Source organism: Mycolicibacterium houstonense, assembly GCF_900078665.2.
Classification (GTDB): Bacteria; Actinomycetota; Actinomycetes; order Mycobacteriales; family Mycobacteriaceae; genus Mycobacterium; species Mycobacterium houstonense.
The window spans coordinates 5043237-5063133 of sequence record NZ_LT546207.1; the positions used below are offsets into that span (position 1 = coordinate 5043237).

20 protein-coding genes, 1 tRNA gene, 1 other RNA gene and 1 pseudogene are annotated in these 19897 nt (G+C 66.4%); 12 read left to right on the forward strand and 11 right to left on the reverse strand.

Translation table 11 applies throughout. The features are described from left to right. Window positions 1-24: 24 nt before the first annotated feature. The 4 genes from BN4332_RS34950 to BN4332_RS25385 all read right to left on the reverse strand — a co-directional run bounded on the left by BN4332_RS34950 (window position 25) and on the right by BN4332_RS25385 (window position 2957). Entirely contained in the window at window positions 25-969 is a 945-nt protein-coding gene (locus tag BN4332_RS34950; protein ID WP_066902221.1) for an NAD(P)/FAD-dependent oxidoreductase, read from the reverse strand. A gap of 3 nt (window positions 970-972) precedes the next feature. Continuing rightward, the gene (locus tag BN4332_RS25375; protein WP_066902222.1) at window positions 973-1995 is read right to left on the reverse strand and encodes a S1C family serine protease; all 1023 of its coding nucleotides are present in this window, start codon (window positions 1993-1995) and stop codon (window positions 973-975) included. 50 nt (window positions 1996-2045) lie between these two features. Next, window positions 2046-2789: a lipid uptake coordinator LucA gene (lucA, locus tag BN4332_RS25380; protein WP_066902223.1), complete on the reverse strand. Its 744-nt coding sequence runs from the start codon at window positions 2787-2789 to the stop codon at window positions 2046-2048. A gap of 82 nt (window positions 2790-2871) precedes the next feature. After that, a tRNA-Ser gene (locus BN4332_RS25385) sits at window positions 2872-2957 on the reverse strand. 70 nt (window positions 2958-3027) lie between these two features. Here BN4332_RS25385 and ffs point away from each other — a divergent pair. Both ffs and BN4332_RS25395 read left to right on the forward strand, forming a co-directional pair. After that, window positions 3028-3122: signal recognition particle sRNA small type (gene ffs, locus BN4332_RS25390), an RNA gene on the forward strand. A gap of 25 nt (window positions 3123-3147) precedes the next feature. Further along, on the forward strand, window positions 3148-4419 hold the full coding sequence (locus tag BN4332_RS25395) for an aspartate aminotransferase type Ic (protein WP_066902280.1): 1272 nt from the start codon (window positions 3148-3150) through the stop codon (window positions 4417-4419). Between the two features lie 51 nt (window positions 4420-4470). On the opposite strand, the gene BN4332_RS25400 is transcribed toward BN4332_RS25395, so the two are convergent. Beyond that, window positions 4471-5367, reverse strand: a complete 897-nt coding sequence (locus tag BN4332_RS25400) for a DUF559 domain-containing protein (RefSeq protein ID WP_066902224.1) — start codon at window positions 5365-5367, stop codon at window positions 4471-4473. 196 nt (window positions 5368-5563) lie between these two features. On the opposite strand from BN4332_RS25400, the pseudogene dnaX reads away from it, so the two are divergent. Next, window positions 5564-6857 (forward strand): annotated as a pseudogene (gene dnaX, locus BN4332_RS25405) (DNA polymerase III subunit gamma/tau). Between the two features lie 18 nt (window positions 6858-6875). On the opposite strand, the gene BN4332_RS25410 reads toward dnaX, so the two are convergent. Both BN4332_RS25410 and BN4332_RS25415 read right to left on the reverse strand, forming a co-directional pair. Continuing rightward, on the reverse strand, window positions 6876-8189 hold the full coding sequence (locus BN4332_RS25410) for a class I SAM-dependent methyltransferase (RefSeq protein ID WP_066902225.1): 1314 nt from the start codon (window positions 8187-8189) through the stop codon (window positions 6876-6878). 13 nt (window positions 8190-8202) lie between these two features. Then, window positions 8203-9594, reverse strand: a complete 1392-nt coding sequence (locus BN4332_RS25415) for an FAD-binding oxidoreductase (protein WP_066902226.1) — start codon at window positions 9592-9594, stop codon at window positions 8203-8205. 64 nt (window positions 9595-9658) lie between these two features. Here BN4332_RS25415 and BN4332_RS25420 point away from each other — a divergent pair, with 64 nt between their 5' ends. Then, window positions 9659-10099 (forward strand): SRPBCC family protein, encoded by a 441-nt coding sequence (locus BN4332_RS25420; RefSeq protein ID WP_066902227.1) that lies wholly within the window; start codon window positions 9659-9661, stop codon window positions 10097-10099. Here BN4332_RS25420 and BN4332_RS25425 read toward each other — a convergent pair. Continuing rightward, window positions 10096-10869 (reverse strand): Rv3717 family N-acetylmuramoyl-L-alanine amidase, encoded by a 774-nt coding sequence (locus tag BN4332_RS25425; RefSeq protein WP_066902228.1) that lies wholly within the window; start codon window positions 10867-10869, stop codon window positions 10096-10098. The two genes, BN4332_RS25420 and BN4332_RS25425, sit on opposite strands and share 4 nt — an antisense overlap. A 104-nt stretch (window positions 10870-10973) precedes the next feature. Between BN4332_RS25425 and BN4332_RS25430 the strand changes: the two genes are divergently transcribed. From BN4332_RS25430 to BN4332_RS25440, 3 genes are all read left to right on the forward strand, one after another. Then, window positions 10974-11306, forward strand: coding sequence for a YbaB/EbfC family nucleoid-associated protein (locus tag BN4332_RS25430; protein WP_066902229.1), 333 nt, complete (start codon window positions 10974-10976; stop codon window positions 11304-11306). An 11-nt stretch (window positions 11307-11317) separates the two neighbouring features. Next, on the forward strand, window positions 11318-11929 hold the full coding sequence (gene recR / locus BN4332_RS25435) for a recombination mediator RecR (protein WP_066902230.1): 612 nt from the start codon (window positions 11318-11320) through the stop codon (window positions 11927-11929). Between the two features lie 77 nt (window positions 11930-12006). Further along, a complete protein-coding gene (locus BN4332_RS25440; protein WP_066902231.1) occupies window positions 12007-12726 on the forward strand; it encodes an MBL fold metallo-hydrolase in 720 nt (239 codons plus the stop codon). A gap of 8 nt (window positions 12727-12734) precedes the next feature. On the opposite strand, the gene BN4332_RS25445 is transcribed toward BN4332_RS25440, so the two are convergent. Continuing rightward, window positions 12735-13181 carry an Lrp/AsnC family transcriptional regulator gene (locus BN4332_RS25445; protein ID WP_066902232.1) on the reverse strand — a complete coding sequence of 149 codons (447 nt, stop codon included), beginning with the start codon at window positions 13179-13181 and terminating at the stop codon, window positions 12735-12737. A gap of 195 nt (window positions 13182-13376) precedes the next feature. On the opposite strand from BN4332_RS25445, the gene BN4332_RS25450 reads away from it, so the two are divergent. Beyond that, complete coding sequence (locus tag BN4332_RS25450) at window positions 13377-14441, forward strand: Glu/Leu/Phe/Val dehydrogenase dimerization domain-containing protein (RefSeq protein ID WP_066902233.1); 1065 nt, start codon at window positions 13377-13379, stop codon at window positions 14439-14441. 118 nt (window positions 14442-14559) lie between these two features. On the opposite strand, the gene BN4332_RS25455 is transcribed toward BN4332_RS25450, so the two are convergent. Then, the gene (locus tag BN4332_RS25455; protein WP_096867139.1) at window positions 14560-15798 is read right to left on the reverse strand and encodes a lipase family protein; all 1239 of its coding nucleotides are present in this window, start codon (window positions 15796-15798) and stop codon (window positions 14560-14562) included. A 585-nt stretch (window positions 15799-16383) separates the two neighbouring features. After that, entirely contained in the window at window positions 16384-16614 is a 231-nt protein-coding gene (locus BN4332_RS25460) for a hypothetical protein (RefSeq protein ID WP_066902234.1), read from the reverse strand. On the opposite strand from BN4332_RS25460, the gene BN4332_RS25465 reads away from it, so the two are divergent. Genes BN4332_RS25465 through BN4332_RS25480 form a run of 4 tightly spaced genes read left to right on the forward strand, consistent with a single transcriptional unit; the run spans window position 16511 to window position 19885 of the window. Beyond that, window positions 16511-17701, forward strand: a complete 1191-nt coding sequence (locus BN4332_RS25465) for an LLM class flavin-dependent oxidoreductase (protein ID WP_264076933.1) — start codon at window positions 16511-16513, stop codon at window positions 17699-17701. The genes BN4332_RS25460 and BN4332_RS25465 overlap by 104 nt on opposite strands. After that, entirely contained in the window at window positions 17698-18147 is a 450-nt protein-coding gene (locus tag BN4332_RS25470; RefSeq protein ID WP_066902236.1) for a nuclear transport factor 2 family protein, read from the forward strand. Before BN4332_RS25465 ends, BN4332_RS25470 begins: the two co-directional genes overlap by 4 nt. Before the next feature lie 8 nt (window positions 18148-18155). Further along, window positions 18156-18950 (forward strand): alpha/beta fold hydrolase, encoded by a 795-nt coding sequence (locus BN4332_RS25475; protein ID WP_066902237.1) that lies wholly within the window; start codon window positions 18156-18158, stop codon window positions 18948-18950. Further along, entirely contained in the window at window positions 18947-19885 is a 939-nt protein-coding gene (locus tag BN4332_RS25480) for a DUF1028 domain-containing protein (RefSeq protein ID WP_066902238.1), read from the forward strand. Before BN4332_RS25475 ends, BN4332_RS25480 begins: the two co-directional genes overlap by 4 nt. Window positions 19886-19897: the final 12 nt, after the last annotated feature.

Sequence of the window (19897 nt, forward strand, 5' to 3'; positions counted from 1 at the left end):
CCGTCAGGGCAACGTCATGAATCGTCAGCGCAGCGGGTTGAATTCCCGCAGCACCTCGGGTTGCTTTCCGGTGGTGATGTATTCGGTCAGCAGCCGTCCGGTGACCGGACCATGGGCCAGGCCCCACATGCCGTGACCGCCCGCGACGTAGATGCCTTGGGCCACTTCACCGATCAGCGGCCGGCCGTCCGGGGTGACCGGCCGTGGACCCACCCACACGTCGGTGCGGTCATCCCAGTCCACCCCGTCGAGCAGCGGCGCGGCCGAGGCGACGATCGCGTCGACCCGGGGCGGCTGCAGCGGATCGTCGGGCGAGCGGAACTCCATGGTTCCGGCCACCCGCAACCGACCTTGGTAGGGCGTGCAGGCGACGCGCGCGTCGGGCAGGTAGATCGGGCCGAGGAGCGGGCGTCGCACCGGCACGGNGCGGGCCTCGAACAAGGCCCGTAGTCGCTGCGGTGCTCGCCGGCTCAGGATCGTCTCGGCCCGGGCCGGATCGGCGTGCTGTTGCAGCCGGGAGTAGGCCAGCACCGCACTGCGCCGGTCCTCGATGGTGACCGCGCCGCCGACCGTGTCGGCAAGACTGTCGGCGAGCGCGAACAAATCGGTTGGGCCACGGCCGGATTCGGTCTCCCGGCCCTCCAGCACCACGCCGTAGACCACGGCGGCGAGCTCGCTCCAGGAGACCTCGGGCTCGACCGCCATCACCGCGATGCGGACGCCGGCCATCGACTCGTCGTCGGGCCCCTCGGCGCCGCGAACCAGCACCACCACGGCACGCGCCGCCGTCGCCCACCGCACCGCCTCGGCGACGGATTCGGCGCCGACCGCCAGCAGGACGTCTCCGATGACCCGGCCGGGCTCGTGCATGACCACGCTGCGCAGCTCGGTCGACCGTGGGGCCGGGCAATGGCGCAGCCGCACCCCGTAGCCGCCCAGCACGTTGATCAGGCGGTCGAGCGTGACCACGGACTACGGCCCAGCGGCCAGCGTGGCCTTGCCGTTGTGCTGCTGGCCGGCCCGGTCGATCCAGGTCAGTCCGACGACGTCGCCGGGGTAGTGCCGATCGAGAACCAGTGTCAGGGTGCGCGCCGAGTCGAGCGAGGTGCCGTCGATGGAGGTGAGCAGATCGCCCGGGATCAGGCCGGCCGCCTCGGCCGGGCCGCCGGGCACCACGTCCTGCACGATCACACCGCCGTTCTGCTGCTGCGCGGTACGTACACCGACGCCGAGCATGGTCGGCGGCCCGATATGGACCGAAGGCGACGGGGTGCGCGAGCGGATCTGCCCGGCGATACCCATCGCGTCATTGATCGGGATCGCGAACCCCTTGCCGCCGGGCCCCATCCGAAAGTTCACCGACGCAGCGGTGGTCATGCCGACGACCTGGCCGGCCGAGTTGACCACGGGACCGCCGGAGTCGCCCGCACGGACGGGCGCGGCGAACTCGAACAGGCCGTTGATCTCGTCGGTGGCTCCGGTCAGTTCGTCTTCGGCGTTGACGGTGCGGCCGAATGCGCTGACGGTGCCGACCTCGCGGGTCAGCGGCGAGCCGGTGCCCCCGGCATTGCCGAGCGCGACGACGAGATGGCCCGGCGCGAGTGCGGTCGAATCACCGATCGGCGCCGGCAGCAGGCCGGTCGCGCCGTGCAGCTGCAGCACCGCGATGTCGTGTTGACGGTCGTAGCCGACCAGGTCGGCCGGGAACTTCTGGCCGCCGACCGTGGCGTTGATCGTGTTGGCGCCCTGGACGACGTGGTAGTTGGTCAGGACTTCCCCGCCCGGGGACAGCACGATGCCGGTGCCGATGCCGTACGCCTGCTGATAGTCGACCACGGTGTCGATGCGGGCCACCGACGGTTCAACCTGCGCCGCCACCGCCTCGGGGTCACCGGGCGCGGCGCCGGCGGGTGCTAGTGGGGCGACGATGGCTGCTGCGGCGGTCAGTGCCACCGCGAGGATCGTCCGGAACGAAGGTGAGCCCAGTTTGCTCATATATCCATCTTGGCTGCGCGAGCGTCGGCTGTCGACGCGATAGGTGCGGGTCAGTCCTCGACGGAGACTTCGCCGCGCTTCCGCCACCCGCGCCGCGACGTGCCGCTCTTGCTGGAAGGCCGCCGGTTACGCAGGGCCTTGCTGTCGTCGGAGGGAGCCTCGTCGGTGGTTTCCTCGGCCGTTTCCTCGGCCTCGTCTACCTCTTTGGACTCGTCGACCTCTTCGGTCTCGTCGACCGCTTGCGTCTCGTCGGTCGCGTCGGCCTTTTCTGCCTCGTCAGCCGCTTCGGTCTCTTCCGCCTCGGCGTCGGCCTTCTTGCGGCCGCGTCGCTCGGCCTTCTCGCGGGTCTTGACGGGTTTGGGCGGCGGGGGTGGCAGTTCGGCGACGAACGCCAGGTAGAAGCCGAAGACTCCGAGCAGCGCGATGGCGGCGGCGGCGCCGTAGATGCCGAAGAGCCACGGGCCGAAGCTGTCCAGCGACATCCAGATCTCGGCGATCGCGGTGCCGACGATCAGCACGGCCGCCACCACATGCAGGGCAATCGAGGCGGTCCGCAGCTGCAGGGCCATCTGCGGCGTCGACAGCTCGGGGCGCTTGGTCCGCTGCAAGGTGAACACCACCGGCAGGGCGGCCAGGCCGATCAGCACGCCGGTCACGATGCGCAGGATCAGGCCGAGTGTCGGGGAGGTCTGGCCCGTGAGCTCGGGCCAGCGGGGGAGGACGAAAAAGAAATAGAGGCCGGCGGCCACGATCGAAAACGATGCGTGCCAGATCACCGCGACGGTGCGGCCCATACTCCTCCTCGGGTACGTAATGGGCCGGGGTGCGAGCCGCTGATCAGGGTTGAATCAGCAGGTCGCACCCCGGACCCGAGCGCGGAGGATAGGGGATTTGAACCCCTGAGGGCTGTTAACCCAACCCGCGTTCCAGGCGAGCGCCATAGGCCACTAGGCGAATCCTCCGTCGGCAATCCTAACTGACGCGTGAACCGCTCCCGTAAACGCCGGGGGGAGGGCCGGGTATTACACTCACAGTGGACCCCGCGCGGCGTCCATCCTGTGAACTCCCCCAGGGCCGGAAGGCAGCAAGGGTCAACGGGCTCTGGCGGGTGCGCGGGGTCCCCTTATGTTCAGCATCTGTGAAAGGCGCGCGGTGTCGTTCCAGTCCCTCGGCCGCGACGATCTGCTCGCGCAGCACGAAATCCAGCAGCGCAACTATGCCGAGCTGCAGGCCAAGAAGCTGAATCTCGATCTGACCCGCGGCAAGCCGGCTCCCGAGCAGCTGAATCTGTCCAACGCGCTGCTCTCCCTGCCCGGCGAGGATTATCGGGACCGGGAGGGCACCGACACCCGCAACTACGGCGGTCTGCACGGCCTGCCCGAGCTGCGGGAGATCTTCGGTGAGCTGCTGGGCATCCCGGTGCAGAACCTGATCGCGGGCAACAACGCCAGCCTGGAGATGATGCACGACGTCATCGTGTACTCGCTGCTGTACGGCGGGGTGGATTCGGTGCGTCCCTGGGTGCAGGAACCGGTCGTGAAGTTCCTCTGTCCCTCGCCCGGATATGACCGTCACTTCGCGATCACCGAGTCCTTCGGCATCGAGATGATCCCGGTGCCGATGCGCGAGGACGGGCCGGACGTCGATCTCATCGAGGAACTCGTCGCCGCAGATCCGGCGATCAAGGGCATGTGGTGCGTCCCGGTGTACGGCAACCCGACCGGGGTCACCTACTCGTGGGAGTCCGTCCGTCGCTTGGTCCAGATGCGCACGGCGGCAAATGATTTCCGGTTGATGTGGGACAACGCCTACGCCGTCCACACGCTCACCGACGAGTTCGTCCGCCAGGTCGACGTGCTGGGCCTGGCCGAGGCGGCCGGCAACCCGAACCGGCCGCTGGTGTTCGCCTCCACCTCCAAGATCACCTTCGCCGGCGCCGGCGTGAGCTTCCTGGGCGGCTCGCTGGGCAACATCGCCTGGTATCTGCAGCACGCGGGCAAGAAGTCGATCGGGCCGGACAAGGTCAACCAGTTGCGCCACAGCCGTTTCTTCGGCGACGCCGACGGCGTCCGGCTGCAGATGCAGCGCCACCGTGAGCTGATCGCCCCCAAGTTCGCGTTGGTCGCCGAGATCCTCGAGGACCGGCTGGGCGAGTCGAAGATCGCGTCGTGGACCGACCCCAAGGGCGGGTACTTCGTCAGCCTCGACGTGTGGCCCGGCACCGCCAAGCGCACCGTCGCCCTGGCCAAGGACGCCGGTATCGCGGTGACCGAGGCGGGCTCGGCGTTCCCGTACCGCAAGGACCCCGAGGACAAGAACATCCGCATCGCGCCGACGTTCCCCTCGCTGGCCGACGTCCGTGAGGCGATCGACGGCCTGGCCACCTGCGCGCTCCTGGCTGCGACCGAGTTTCTTTTGCGTTGACTTTGAACTGACGCCGCATTTGTGCGAGTAGCGGTGTGCGTGGGTTCAAAGTCAACAGCCGAGTTCCAGTGGCGGACCGGCCAGCGGCGGCCGGCGCGGCGTGATCCCGAGCTGTGGCCGCCAAAGTCGGTCCCACTCGCGCTGCACCCGGGCGATGATGGCGGGCCGTCGGTGTCCCGCGGCCACTCTCACGTGGGTCCAGCCGACTCGTGCGATGTAGTCGGCACGGGTGATGTCATAGCCGAGCTGATCGGCGTGCTGCGCCCCCTCGTATTCGACCGCCAGCGTCAGTTCCTCCCAGCCCATGTCGAGGAAATACATCGGGTAGCCGTCGGGCCCGAGCACGGGTATCTGTGTCTGCGGCCGTGGAAAACCTGCGTCGACGAGCATCAGCCGCAGCCAGGTTTCTTTCGGGGACTGGCCGCCGGGGTCGTATAGATCCAGCGCCCGTTCGAGTTGCCGCAGGCCACGGGCGTGGCGGTGGTGTGCGGCGAGTGCCAGCACGTCGTCCGCCTTCACTCCGGTGGCGCGAGCAAGTGCGTCGAGCCGTGCGACGGCCGCGCCGATCGACCCGCGGCGCCCAAGGTCAAAAGCAGTGCGCTCGACGCTCGTCACCGACAGGCCGTCGATGCGCGTGACCTCCCCGTCGAGGATCAGGTCCTGTCGCGTGATCACCTTCTCGGGTGGCTTGGTCTTGGTGCTGATCAACTCGATCGGAACGTCGTCGGCCACCCATTTCGCGCCGTGAAGTGCCGATGCGGCCGCTCCTGCGATCACCGCGTTACGGCCCGACCACAACCATGCCGCCGTGCTGCGTTGCCGCAGCGAGACCGCAGTTCGCTTGTCCACGTAGATGTTCGGCAGGATCGCGCGGTGGTAGCGGCTGAGCTGGTAGCGGTTGACGACGCCTGCCGCCACGGCTTCGGTGCCGATGAAGGGCTCACTCATTGGGCGATTCGCCGGTGGCGGGGACACAGCTGGTGGTGCGCCGGCTTCGGCATCGCCACCTGTGGATGAATCGCGCCCTGTGCAGAACCCCCTGTTGACTTGGAACTGACGCCGTATTTGTGCGGGTAGCGGTGTGCGTGCGTTCAAAGTCAACGGGCATGGGCGGGGCGTCAGCCACAGTCGGTAGCCTTCTTCCGTGGCTCTCTACCGCAAATACCGGCCGGCAAGCTTCGCGGAAGTCGTTGGCCAGGAACATGTCACCGAGCCGCTATCGACTGCGCTGACCGCGGGCCGGATCAACCACGCGTACCTGTTCTCCGGGCCGCGCGGCTGCGGTAAGACGTCCTCGGCGCGCATCCTGGCCCGCTCGCTCAACTGCGAGCAGGGGCCCACGCCCACACCGTGCGGGGAGTGCGCTTCGTGCGTCGCGCTGGCCCCCAACGGCCCGGGCAACCTGGACGTCACCGAACTGGACGCGGCCAGCCACGGCGGGGTGGACGACACGCGTGAACTGCGCGATCGTGCGTTCTTCACGCCAGCGCAGTCGCGGTACCGGATCTTCATCATCGACGAGGCGCACATGGTCACCACGGCCGGCTTCAACGCGCTGCTCAAGATCGTCGAGGAGCCGCCCGAGCATCTGATCTTCGTCTTCGCCACCACCGAACCGGAGAAGGTGCTGCCGACCATCCGGTCGCGCACGCACCACTACCCGTTCCGGCTGCTGGCCCCGCGCACCATGCGCCCGCTGCTCGAGCGCATCTGCGCCGAGGAGAACGTCAACGTCGATGACGCGGTGTATCCGCTGGTCATCCGGGCCGGCGGCGGTTCGCCCCGCGACACGCTCTCGGTCCTCGATCAGCTGCTGGCCGGCTCCGAGCAGGGGGCCGGCGGCAACCACATCACCTATCAGCGGGCGCTGGCCCTGCTGGGCGCCACCGACATGGCGCTGATCGACGACGCCGTCGAAGCCCTGGCGGCGGGCGATGCGGCCGCGCTGTTCGGTGCCGTCGAGGCCGTGATCGACGCCGGCCACGATCCGCGGCNGCGAACGCAGCCGCACCACCGAGGTCATGCTGTCCGGGGCGATCGTGCGGGCGGTCGAGAACAAAACCCTTGTGCTGTCGCATGACTCACCGCCACTGGCCAAGCGGCTGACCGAGTCGCGCAATGCCGACGTGATCCGGGACGCGCTGAAGGATGCGCTCGGGGTCGATTGGCAGATCCGCTGTGAGGTCGGCACCGCCGAGGCGGCCCCGCCGCCCCCACCGAAGGCTGCGAAGCCTCCGCCACGGGTGCCCGCCCGTCCGGGCCGGGTCATTCCCGAGCCGGAACCGGAGCCGGAACCCGAGCCGATGTCCCCAGAGGACGAGGAAGAGCAGATGCTCGCCGAAGCCGGGCAGAGCGAGGCCGGACCGCGTCGCGACCCGGAAGAGGTTGCGCTCGAGCTGCTCCAGAACGAACTGGGCGCGCGCAAGATCGAGAGCTGACGCCGGGTCAGCTCTCGTCTAGGGCGTCCACCACGGCCGCAGCGGCAGTCCGCCGTCGCGGCCGTGCTCGTCCAGCTTGACGGCCAGAACCTGGTGCAGCTGAATCACATTCGTCTCGAATCCCAGCCGCGACCCGGCCATGTACAGGCCCCACACCTTGGCGGTGGGCAGCCCGACCTCGGCCACCGCCTCGTCCCAGTGCTCGACCAGGTTGGCGCACCAGTCGCGCAGCGTCATCGCGTAGTGGTTGCGCAGGTTCTCCTCGTGCATGACCTCAAGGCCGATGTCCTGTATCTCGGCGATGATCCGGCCGGAGCCGGTCAGCTCCCCGTCGGGGAACACATAGCGGTCGATGAATCCGCCAGCGGCCGCGCCGGATCGGTTGTCGTGGCGGGTGATGCAGTGGTTGAGCAGCAGTGCGCCGGGACGCATCTTCGACTTGAGGAATCCGAAGTAGGCCGGGTAGTTGTGCACACCGATGTGCTCGGTGAGCCCGATCGAGGACACCGCGTCGAAGCCGGTCTCGGTGATGTCGCGGTAGTCGCCGTGGCGCACCTCGGCCAGGTCGCTGAGCCCCTCGTCGGCGATGGCCTGCCGCGCCCAGCGGGCCTGCTCGCGCGACAGCGTCACCCCGAGTGCGTTGACGCCGTGGCGCGCGGCGTAGCGCACCATGCCGCCCCAGCCGCAACCGACGTCGAGCAGCCGGTCGCCGGGCTGCAGCCGCAGCTTCTCGAACACCAGCCGGTACTTGTTGTCCTGCGCTTCTTCGAGGCTGGCATCGGCGTCCGGGTAGCACGCGCAGGTGTAGGTCATCGACGGCCCGAGCACCCACTCGTAGAAGGTGTTCGAGACGTCGTAGTGGTGGTGGATCGCGTCGGCGTCACGGGACCGGCTGTGCCGTAGGCCCTCCATCATCCGGCGCCACCGCGGCAGTGCCTCCTGGGGAGGCGGAGCGATGGGCTTGAGATGTTCGATGCCGATCGAGCGCACGATGTTGGCCAGCACCCGTGCCGGTGGGCGCTTGAACGCCATCTTCTCGGCCAGCGCGCACAGCAGCGGGTAAGGGTCGCCGGGATGCACCCCGTGCGGTTCCAGGTCCCCGGACACGTAGGCGCGGGCCAGTCCGAGATCGCCAGGGGCGGTGGCCAGGTACGTGGTGCCGCGTGGGGTCTTGAGGTCCAGGCCGAGCGTGGCTCCCTCGGGGCCTGCTGAACTGCCGTCGTAGGCAGTGAATTTCAGCGGCAAGGAGCCGGAGGCGAAGATCTCCAGGATCTCGGCGAGGGTGAGCTTGCGGTCTCCTGCGTGCGTCGAGTGTTCTTTGAAGGTGGTCATCGCTGTTCTCCATTCATCGGCGCAAGACGGCTTTCGAATACAGGTCAAACAGACGTGAATCGGGGTCGTACGACTTCTTGACGGTCTTGTAGGCCTCGCCGCCGTAGAGCTCGTCGAAATCCTCACGCGAGTAGTAGGAATCGGAATACAGGGACTTGTGCCCGTCGAGCTCGCTGACCTTGGTTTCGATCAGTTTGTTGGTGTGGCCCTCCTCGGGGCCGACGGGTACCGAGGACCAGAACCCGACGTTGACGTAGGTGTGTTGGGTACGCAGTGGATAGAGGGGCCAGCCCGCACCGTCGCGGTGGTCTTCACGTAACCGTAAGGGGCAGAGCCAGACCGGTTCGATCGGAATGTTCTCCAGGAACCACTGCAGGAACTGTTCGCACCGTTCGATCGGCACCTCGATGTCCTGTACCACCCGCTCGCGAGGTGGGCGTCCGTGGCGCTTCTCGATCCGGTCGGCGATGTTGAACCGCTGGTCGTAGCCGACCAGTTTCCAGTAGAAGCTGCTGCGGCGCAGTCGGCGTGGCCAGAAGCGCCGGATCGTCGGGTTCTGGGCGCCGAATGCCCGTGAGCACCAGAACCAGTCGGTGTCCCACCGCCACAGGTAGTCATGCACGGTCAGCCGGTCGTGCTTTTCGCCGTGCGCGTGCTGGATCGAGCGGTAGTAGATGTCCTGACCGGTGTAGTCGCTGACCGGGCCCGGCGTCGTCGTCTTGAACCCGACGCACAGGTAGCTCTCGTCGGCGCTGAACACCACTCCGTCGAGGTAATCGACCGGTGTGCCGTCCAGCCCGCCGGTCTCGATGATCCGGTCCATGGCGGCGATCAGCTCGGCCAGTGAGTGAAACCGCAGGTGGCGCAACTCGACAAAGGGTGTGACGGGTTCCAGCTCGATCCGCAGCCGGGTCGAATATCCGAGCGTCCCATAGGAATTGGGGAAGGCATGGAAGAGGTCCGAGCACTGCTCGCGGCTCGCCGTGACGATCTCGCCTGTGCCGGTGAGGATGTCCATCTCCAGTACCGATTCGTGCGGCAGGCCGTTGCGGAACGAGGTCGACTCGATACCCAGCCCGGTGACCGCGCCGCCCAGCGTGATGGTCTTGAGTTGTGGCACCACCAGCGGTGCGAGGCCGTGCGGCAGCGTCGCGGCCACCAGATCCTCGTAGGTGCACATGCCGGCCACGTCGGCGGTGCGGGCGTCGGCGTCGACGCCGATCACGTTGGTCAGGCCCGAGACGTCGAGGCCCTTGACTTTGTTGCGATCTCGCGCACGGAAGAGGTTCGACGTGGGCTTGGCAAGCCGCACCGTCGCGTTGGGAGGTATGGCGCGGTAACTGTCCAGGAGGCGCTGCACGCCCTGGGCATGGACAGCTTGTGCGTCAGTCGAAACAACAGACACACATATACGCTAGTCGGAGGTTGCCATCGATGCGACCGCAGACACGAGTTAAGGAGTTTGACTGATGGGACAGGTCAGCGCGGTCAGCACGGTTCTGATCAACGCAGAACCGGCCGCTGTGTTCGCCGCGATCGCCGATTACCAGACCGTGCGCCCGAAGATCCTTTCCTCGCATTACCGCGATTACCAGGTGCTCGAGGGCGGTCAGGGCGCCGGAACCGTGGCGACCTGGAAGCTGCAGGCCACCGAGTCCCGCGTCCGCGACGTCAAGGCGTCGGTGGATGTGGCCGGGCACACCGTGATCGAGAAGGACGCGAACTCCAGCCTGGTGATCAACTGGACCGTCGCCCCGGCGGGGACCGGTTCGTCGGTGAACCTCAAGACCACCTGGACCGGCGCCGGCGGCGTCAAGGGCTTCTTCGAGAAGACCTTCGCTCCGCTGGGCCTGCGCAAGATCCAGGACGAGGTGCTGGCGAACCTGAAGAAGGAAGTCGAAGGCAGCTAGCGCGCCTGCGTACCGAGGTAGGCCGCGATACCCCGGACGATCGCCTCGGCGTACTTCTGCCGGCCGTCCGGGGATTTCATCAGTGCCGAGTCGACCGGGTTCTTCATGTTGCCGCATTCGACGAGGATCGACGGGAACTGCGCCAGGTTGAGCCCGGCGATGTCCGAGCGCGGGTTCAGGCCACCGGACCCGATGTAGGTGGCCGGCGGGATCCCGGACGCCGACAGCTGATCGCGCATGGTCTGGGCGAACTGCACCGACGGGCCGGCCTGCGCGTTGTTCAGCGGCGGCGACGAGTACAGCACGTGGAATCCGCGGCCGTTGGGCGGCCCGCCGTCGGCGTGGATGGACACGATCGCGTTGGGCCGCAACGCATTGGCCATCGCGGCGCGTTCGTCGACGCACGGCCCCAGCGCATTGTCGTTGCCCCGTGACATTGCGGTGCGCACGCCCATCTGGTTGAGCGCGGCGCGCACCCGCAGCGTGGTGTCCCAGGCGAAGGTGTGCTCGGGGAAGCCGTCGTCGGTGGAGGTGCCGCTGGCCTGGCAGTCCTTGGTGCCGCCGCGGCCGGTGGGCACCTGCCGACTGATCGAGGCGTCGTTGGCGCCGTTGTGGCCGGGATCGAGGAACACGATCATCCCGGCGATGTTGGAGGGAGCGGCGCTGGCGGGGGGCGCGTCGACGATCGCCGGGGCAGCCGCAGCGACGACGACGCTGCTGACTATCGCGGTGCCGACACGCACGCAGGCTGGGACTCGCACGGGCGCCACGCTAGCCCGCACGCCGACTAGGCTGGAAGTCCGAATCGCCGCCGACAGGCGAGAGCAACCAAGTCGAGACCAAGACGCAACCAACACGGCAAGGGGACCCAGTCATGCAACCCGGAGGCACGCCCGATATGTCGGCCCTGCTGGCGCAGGCGCAGCAGGTGCAGCAGCAGCTCATGGAGGCGCAGGAGGCCCTGGCCAACGCCGAGGTGCACGGCCAGGCCGGCGGCGGGCTGGTGCAGGTCACGGTCAAGGGCAGCGGCGAGGTGGTCGCGGTCGCCATCGATCCCAAGGTGATCGATCCGGCCGACCCCGAAACCCTGCAGGATCTGATCGTCGGCGCCCTGGCCGATGCGTCCAACCAGGTGACCAGCCTGGCGCAGAGCCGCCTCGGCCCGCTGGCCAGCGGCATGGGTGGCTTCGGTATCCCGGGGCTCTGAGTTGAACCGCAATGTTTGAGGGTCCGGTCCAGGATCTGATCGACGAGCTGGGCAAGCTGCCCGGTATCGGGCCCAAGAGTGCCCAGCGCATCGCCTTTCACCTGCTGAGTGTCGAGCCGCCGGACATCGACCGGTTGACCGCGGTGCTCGGCCGGATCCGGGACGGCGTCACGTTCTGCGCGGTCTGCGGCAATGTCTCCGACGCGGAGCGCTGCCGCATCTGCAGTGACCCGCGCCGCGACGCCTCACTGGTGTGCGTGGTGGAGGAGCCCAAGGATGTGCAGGCCGTCGAGCGCACCCGCGAATTCCGTGGCCGCTATCACGTGCTGGGCGGTGCACTGGACCCGCTGTCGGGCGTCGGGCCCGATCAGTTGCGCATCCGCGAACTGCTCAACCGCATCGGTGAGCGGGTCGACGGCGTCGATGTCGCCGAGGTGATCATCGCCACCGATCCCAACACCGAAGGCGAGGCCACGGCCACCTATCTGGTCCGCATGCTGCGCGACATCCCCGGCCTGACCGTCACGCGCATCGCCTCGGGCCTGCCGATGGGCGGTGACCTCGAGTTCGCCGACGAGCTCACTCTCGGCCGGGCACTGGCCGGGCGCCGGGCCATGGCCTGATCAACCGCACGTTCGCAAAAATGCGCTGTGAGCGAAGTCAAGACCTGAACCGGCTGGGCCGTCGGTAGCGTCGAAGCATGCCCGACCTACTCGAGATGACGGATTCGCTGTACCGGCTGCGGATTCCCGGCGGCCAGGCTCATCTGCTCAACAGCTATCTGTGGATCGAGCCCGACGGTGTGACCTTGATCGACACCGGCTGGCCGGACAGCGCCGAGCTGATCGCCGACGCGCTCACCGATCTGGGTCTGCGGCGCATTCACGTCAAGCGCATCGTGCTCACCCACTTCCACGAGGACCACAGTGGTGCGGCCGCCGAGATCGCCGATTGGTCCGACGTCGAGGTCATCGCGGGAAAGGGTGACGCCGATTTCGTCCGCGGTGACGAATCGGGACCGCTGCCCGTGTTGACCGACGCGGAGCGGACGCTGCACTCCGACTTCGACGCCGCACCGCACGGGCCGGCATGCCGGGTGGACCGGAGCGTGGGGGACGGTGACGTGCTGGACTTCGCGGGCGGGGCGCGGGTGATCGGCGTGCCCGGCCACACGCCCGGCAGCATCGCGTTGTATCTGCCGGCGGCGGATGCGCTGCTCACCGGTGACGTGGTCGCCGAGTTCAACGGTCAGGTGATCCTCGGGGTGTTCAACACCGACCGGTCCGAGCTCGCCGACTCGGTGTCGAAACTCGCGGCGACGGGTGCTCAGCGCGCCGGATTCGGCCATGGTGAGGCGATTCTCACCGATGCGGCCGCCCGCATCGCGGCGGCCGGCGACCCGTTCGCCGACGACGCCTGAGAGAGGCGTCAGTCCGTGCGCCCGGCGTGCGGGTCCGAGGACCGGAGCACGATGAAAGTCTTGGTGCCCAAGACCTTTCCGGAAGTCCGGATGGCGTTGACCACCCGCTGCAGGTGGTCGACGCTGTCGACGCGGAACCGGATCAGAGCGTCCGGATCACCCGAGATCGTATAAACCTCTTTGATTTCCGGCATGGTCCGAGCAATGGCCTCGATCTCGCTGGTGTCGATACTGCCGATCATCCGCACCTCGCTGAACGCGTCGATCGCGCCGACGGCCGGTTCGTCGACGACGGCCACGTATCCCTTGATCACTCCCGTGCGTTCCAACCGGGCGATCCGCCGCGACACCGGACCGGTGGAAAGTCCGACCCGGTGGGCGATTTGGCTGACCGGGGTGCGGGCATTCTGCCGGAGAATTTCGATGATCTCCCGGTCGACGGGGTCGAGCGACATGATGGTTCCGGTTCCAATCGATGCTCTGAATGAGTGATCGTTGCGCAATCTGGCTCCGGCCGGCGAGCGTTCCGCGCCACTCTGTCTGGGTATTTGCGTTGCCGTTGCCGTTGCCGTCGTTGGCGCAGCAGGCTCTCGTTCATCACCGTTCACGCCTCCCAGGGCACGCAAACAACATCTGACCGAAGGAGATCTATGGCTACCAGTGGTGCGCAATCCGGCACACTTCGGATCGAGCGGCTCGACGTACCCGGGTACGAGGACGTCAGAACCTGTGAGGACGCGGCCACCGGTCTTCGCGCGATCATCGCCGTCCATGACACGCGGTTGGGTCCGGCACTCGGGGGTACCCGTTTCTACCCATATCCCGACGATGCCGCCGCGCTGACCGATGTGCGTCGCTTGAGCGCGGGTATGACCTACAAGGCAGCCGCGGCCGACCTTCCACTCGGCGGCGGCAAGGCCGTGATCATTGGTGATCCGACGGCGATCAAAACACCTGCGCTCCTTCGATCCTATGGAACATTTGTCGATTCCTTCGACGGCCGGTACGTGACCGCCGCCGACGTCGGTACCACCTCGGCCGACCTCGATATCGTCGGTGAGACCACCCGGCACGTGGCAGGTCTGACCGAGGCGGCCGGCGGTTTTGGCGACAGCAGCATGTCGACCGCGCTCGGGGTGCTCGCCGCAATCCGGGCGGCCGCCTTGTCGACCCTCAACCGCACCCTTGCCGGGATCCGGGTGGGTGTCGAAGGCGTCGGGAAGGTCGGGTCCTGCCTCGTCGACCTTCTGCTGGATGCCGGCGCCGGTGTGGTGGTCAGCGAGCGCTACGCCCCCGCCCGGGCAAAACTTCAACAGACGCACCCGGAGCTGTCGGTCGTAGAAGACCTCTTCGATGCGCCCATTGACGTGTACGCACCGTGTGCGCTCGGAGCCACCCTGACTCAGGAATCGGTTGCCGTTCTGCGAGCCTCGATCGTCTGCGGGGCGGCAAACAACCAGCTTTCCAACGATGACGTGGAAGGACAGCTGTTCGCCAGGCAGATCGTCTGGGTGCCCGACTACGTGGCGAACGCGGGCGGGCTCATCCAGGCCGCGGCCGAGCGTGACGGCCGGACTCTGGTCGAGGCCCGCGACCAGATCAGGCAACTGGAGAACGTCGTCCTCGACATCCTGCGGCGCGCCGAGCATCAGCGCGGCACACCGGCCCGCGCCGCGAAGGAGATTGCCGACGAGCGGTTGGGGCTCCGCCGATGAACCTGGGATGTGCGCGAACGTCGGATCGCGGCTAGTACAACGGCTGAGGGTGCCACTACCACGTTCGTCGGTAAGGACGAACGTGGTAGTGGCGCGTGATGCCGCCGCGGCCACCTTCCTAGGATGAACTAACGATCTCATCACAGTTGGACGCCGTTGGGACACCGTTGAACCGATCGGCTACCCAAGCCATGCTGCGTTCGCCGTCAACGAATGGTGTGAGGAGCGCATTCGTATTGAGCTTGTTGAACAGCGGCGGCTGTTCGTTGGTCCATAACGTTACGTCAGCCCCCATCGAGCACCAGTCTTTTGCGGTGGCGACTACGGCCGCATAGGGTCCGAAGGAGTCCCAGCGATTGTGTGAAAGATACACCGGCCCAGTAGGTTTGACGTTACCGATGCGTTGGGACGCGAGGATGCTCTTGAATGGCTCGTTCTGTGACATCGTCTGCAGGTCGTCTTTGAACCACGGCTGAAGATGGCGAAACATATAGTTTATGCCGGTTTGCAGCATGCATTGGCGACTTGTGTTGGCCAGCATCTCCTGACCGCGAGGGGTCATCGAGTCCCAAATTGCTTCACGGGTGGCCGGATATGCCTCCTGGATACCCCTGAGCATCCATCCGATGGCGCCCGCCAGGTAGTTGCCGTCGATACTGGGCATGGTTGCCGCCAGATCGGTCGGCGTGGCGTTGGCGTAGGTGCCGACGACGTGCAGTTCGGGTGCGTATGCTCCGGCGAGCTCAGCGGCAGACAATGCGGCGTGCCCTCCCGAAAGCCAGCCCCAGAACGCGACCGGACCCTGCGGATCAAGGGAAGTGTCAGGAAGTTTCATTGCCGCGCGTGCTGCGTCTAGCAGCGCGGTTCCGGCTGCGACTCGGTTCATGAACTGCGGAGCCATCAGGCCGTGCACGCCCATGCCGACTCCATCCGTGAGGACGATCGCGAAGCCGCGGGCCAAAAGTGTTGCGACGAAGCCTTCCTCGAGGTTGAACATCAGGTCGAACCCGGTGTCGAGTGAAGCATGGATGCCCTGATTGAAGAGTTTCGACGGCGCACACTGCTCACCCATGCCGTAGGCGGACGCGGCGTACGCGAGCAGCGGGCGTGGCCCATTGCCGGGCCAAGGGACGTCCGGCTCGATGTACGTGCCGGTTACCGCAACCGGTATCCCGTTTGCGTCGCTGCTGCGGTACATGATCCGCGTCCCGGTTCCGACAAAAGAGCCGAGCTGACCTGAGGGCTCGAGGACCAGGCGCGACGGCTCCGTACGGATGAGGTCGCCGGGATGTCCAGCGGGCAAGGGATCTGGCGGCGTGTAGAACTCCCAATAGTGGGTATCGTCGGCGTAGGCCATCGAGATCGTCGAGAACGCAGGTATGAGGCCCAAACTGAACGAGGCGGCGCCCAGGACGAGTGTGGTCAAGATCGTTAAAGCCCTTGGGGGAGTGCGATTGCCGAAGGTTGTGAACCGCTGACGGCGCAGCCGGCATGGTCGGCCGTGATCACTCTTCAGGAGGCCGACCAACTTCTGGTACGATCGTGCAGGTACTTGCGGCATCGGGTTTTCCCTTTCGGTGTATCAATTGATGTGTGTTTCTGTGCGAATGTGCGCAACGGTTGAGATTGCGACGAGAATCGAACTCCCGTAACGAGTTCGGAATCCGCAGGTAGCGGCGCACACGGTGGCGATGGTGTGTTGGCTAGCGGTTACCCGCCGCGTACCCCAATGAGCGCACGGCGTAGGCGATTTCATGTGGTGCGGCCGAAATCGACGTGCACAGTCAGCCTGATTCGAGGGTTCTCTCGTGCCGTATTCGCTGCGTCGCCATATTTGCTCCATTCGACTGAAGAGAACTACTGAGAGGTATGCCGGGGCTGAAGGCGCAAGAGCTGCGCCTGATCGGCTACCCCGCCGGGAGTGAGTCCCCGGGAAGTCCCATCAAAGATGGCTGCGGTAGCGCTCGGTGTCTTCGGTACGGTGCCCAATTTCTCGGTCCGTGACCTGTGCGTCGTGGCCGAAGTGAAGTTGTGGCAGTTGTGGATAGGTTGCCTGACATCGAAGAGTCATGTCGGGAGACAAGTCCGGTGTTACCGCCCGCATCAGGGCGACGATCCACGTCGACGGCAGCGCCGTGGTCTCGGCGTACTGGACACCGTCGATAACAACCATTTCACGTTCAAGCGAGAGGAATGCACACGTGGACCCTGTCTCCGAATGTCGGAGTCGGCTCGGAGCGATGCTCGGTAGTACCACGCCGCCTGAGCAGATCGCCAAGTTCGCTGCGACAACTGAAGCTGCTGGATACGGAGAGCTGTGGATACCGGAGGATTACTTCTTCCTGGGCGGAATCGCGGGGGCGGCGGTGGCGCTTGCGGCGACGAACCGGATCTCCGTGGGGATCGGGGTGATGTCCTCCGTCGTCCGGCATCCGGCGATGCTCGCGATGGAGATCGCCACCCTGGCTCGTGCCCATCCTGGCCGGTTGGTTCCCGGCATCGGTCATGGTGTGCCCGCGTGGACCACCCAGATGGGCCTGACCCAGCGATCGCCGATGAGCGCACTGCGCGAGACTCTGGGCGGAGTCAAGGCTCTACTCAGCGGTCAGACCGTCGATGAGACCGGCAAGTTCGCCACATTCCGTGAGGTCGCACTCACCCACCCTGTTCCTGAACCGGTGCCGCTGTTTACCGGGGTGCTGGGGGACAAGGGAATCGAGATGACCGGCCAGCTTGCCGACGGCCTGCTGATCAGTGCGCTGGCACCCGTGGAGTACGTCCGCGCCGCACGCCAGAAGCTGGATTCGGCAGCGGCGGCGGTAGGCCGCGACGATCACGTCACGATCAGCGTGTTGATCGCCGCAAACATCACTCGGGACCGACACAGCGTCGAGGCCACCCGCGACGGACTCAAGACCATGCTGGCCTTCTATTTGGCCGCCACCGGCCCGACACCGCTTTTCGGCGCCATCGGTGCCAACGAACAACTCGCCGACATGCTTTCGCGTGGCGGGGCCGAGACAGTCGCTGCTGAGATGCCCGACGAGTGGGTGGACGTGCTGGCGGTGGCCGGCGATCAAGACACCGCGCGCGACCGCATCACGGAATACCTCGACGCCGGCGCCGACAACGTCGTCGTCGCCACCTTGGTCCCGGACGGGATGGACGAGACATTGGCCGCAGTCGGCGAGCTCACGGGCGAATTCACCTACGAACAGCACAAATACGCAGAACAGTTGACCCAGAGGAGGGCAAAATGACCAGCGACCACGAGCAGATTCTGGCGGTTCACCGCGGGTGGTACGAGTCGAACGTCGGTCTTGACGCCGAGAAGATGCTGCGGTTCTTCCCGTCCGGTGACGGTTACCACCAGTTCAACCTCAACGGCTGGACCTACTCCGGTGTGTTGGACAAGCACGAGTTGTGGATCAACCTCAACAAATTGGGTTTCGACATCACCATGCAGCGTGATGTGGTCGGACCCGACGTGCAGATCTTCGGAGACGTCGCGTTGGTCACCGCGGAAGGGTTGGTCGAGCTCGTCCCTCCAGCCGAGGGCGGCGGACTGGAGCCCCCGACCACCGTACCTTTCCGGATAACGGAGTTCCTGCGCCGGGATGACGGTTTGGGCAATCCAGTGTGGACCATCTGGCATATGCACGTCAGTGGTGCGGAGAAGACAATGCCGAAGCACGGAACCCGATGACAGTCCAGATGGAACGGCAGTTCGTCGATGGGCCTGGCGGCCGGCTGGGAGTGCTTCGCACCGATGAGTCGCGGCGCGAGCCGCTCGTACTCCTCCATCCCATCAACGCCGCGGCAGTGGTGTGGTCTGATGTCGCCGAACGCCTGGATCGTGCGGTGGTCGCGATTGATCTTCGGGGACACGGTAATTCAACGGCGAACGGACCATTCACTGTCGAGCAAGGATACGTCCCGGATGTCGTTGCCGTGCTCGACGCACTTGGCCTCGATCGCGTTCACCTGTGCGGCGGCTCGCTGGGCGGCACGATCTCGGTGGCGCTTGCGGCGCTGTATCCGAAGCGGGTGCTCAGCGTGACGACATTCGGTTCGACTCTCGGTACTGGCGTAGCGTCCGAGGCCATTGACGCCATGGTGCAAGAACTGGTGGAGAAAGGCACCGTTCGCTACTTCGCCGATCTCGTACCGCAGATCGTAGGAGCCGCACATCGGCGGTCGACGCGAATCCAGAAGCTGATGGCTGTTGCCGCAGGCGAACGCAAGGAGGCGGTGGTCGCCGAGATCATGCGCGGGGCATTCGGTGCAGACATTCGGCATCTTGCCGACAATCTCGCCGGATCCGGGATCCCGGTGCACGCGGTCGTCGGCTCGGCGGATCCGACCTGTCCACCAGCGATGTCGCAGGAAATCGCGCGGGTCACGGGCGGTAGCCTCACAATTCTGGACGGAGTGGGCCACCTGCCGATGCTCGAGGTGCCCATGCAGGTGGCCGAGATCCTGAGAACCGTGCCGGGAGAGTCGTCGTGACGTACTCGATCGTGGCGCGGGACCCTGCCACCGGCCATCTCGGGGTCGGCGCGCAAACTCATTTCTTCGGTGTCGGCACACTCCTGCCCTGGGCGGAAGCCGGAGTCGGAGCCGTCGCCACCCAGGCATTCGTCAACGTCGATCACGGGCCGCGCGGATTGGATCTCCTGCGCACCGGAATGTCGGCGACCTCGGCGTTGGAGACGCTGGTTGCCGATGATCCCGACTCGGAATACCGTCAGCTCGGAATCATCGACACGGCGGGCGAATTCGGTACTCACACCGGCACACACTGCGCCCCGGCCGCAGCGAGTGCATCCGGCCACCAGGTGACGGTCCAAGGCAACATGCTCGCCGGCACCCAGGTGGTCGAAGCTGCCCTCGCTGCCTACGAAGCGGCCGAAGGTGAGCTCGCCGACCGGATCCTGGCTGGTTTGCTGGCTGCAGACGCTGCCGGTGGTGACGTGCGTGGGGCGCAATCGGCCGCGCTTCGCGTTGTGTCCGGTCGCCGCACCACCACTCCATGGAACGAGGTGGTGGTGGATCTGCGTGTCGACGACCACCCACAGCCACTCACCGAGCTGTCACGCCTATTGCCCCGGTCCCGCGCGTTTGCGGCAGTGGGCGCCGTCATGTTCCGGCGCGGGCTGACGCTAGGGCCCTTCACCGGTGTCGATCCGGGAGAAATGGCAGCACACCTCGACGCCCTGGTATCTGCCGCCGCCACCATCGGCCCGGACAATCGGGAGGCGGACTTCTGGCGAGCGATCTTGCTCGCGCGTTCCGGCCGCCACGGCGAGGCCGGCGAAGTGTTTGCTGACGTGGCCGGTTTCCGGCCGGCGTTACTGAGGCTTCTCGAAGGACTTGGCCCGCTTGGCTTCCTGGACGATGAGGCTCTCGGAGCGATCACCTCACGGATCGGCGCAGCATCATGACCGGCGCTGCCG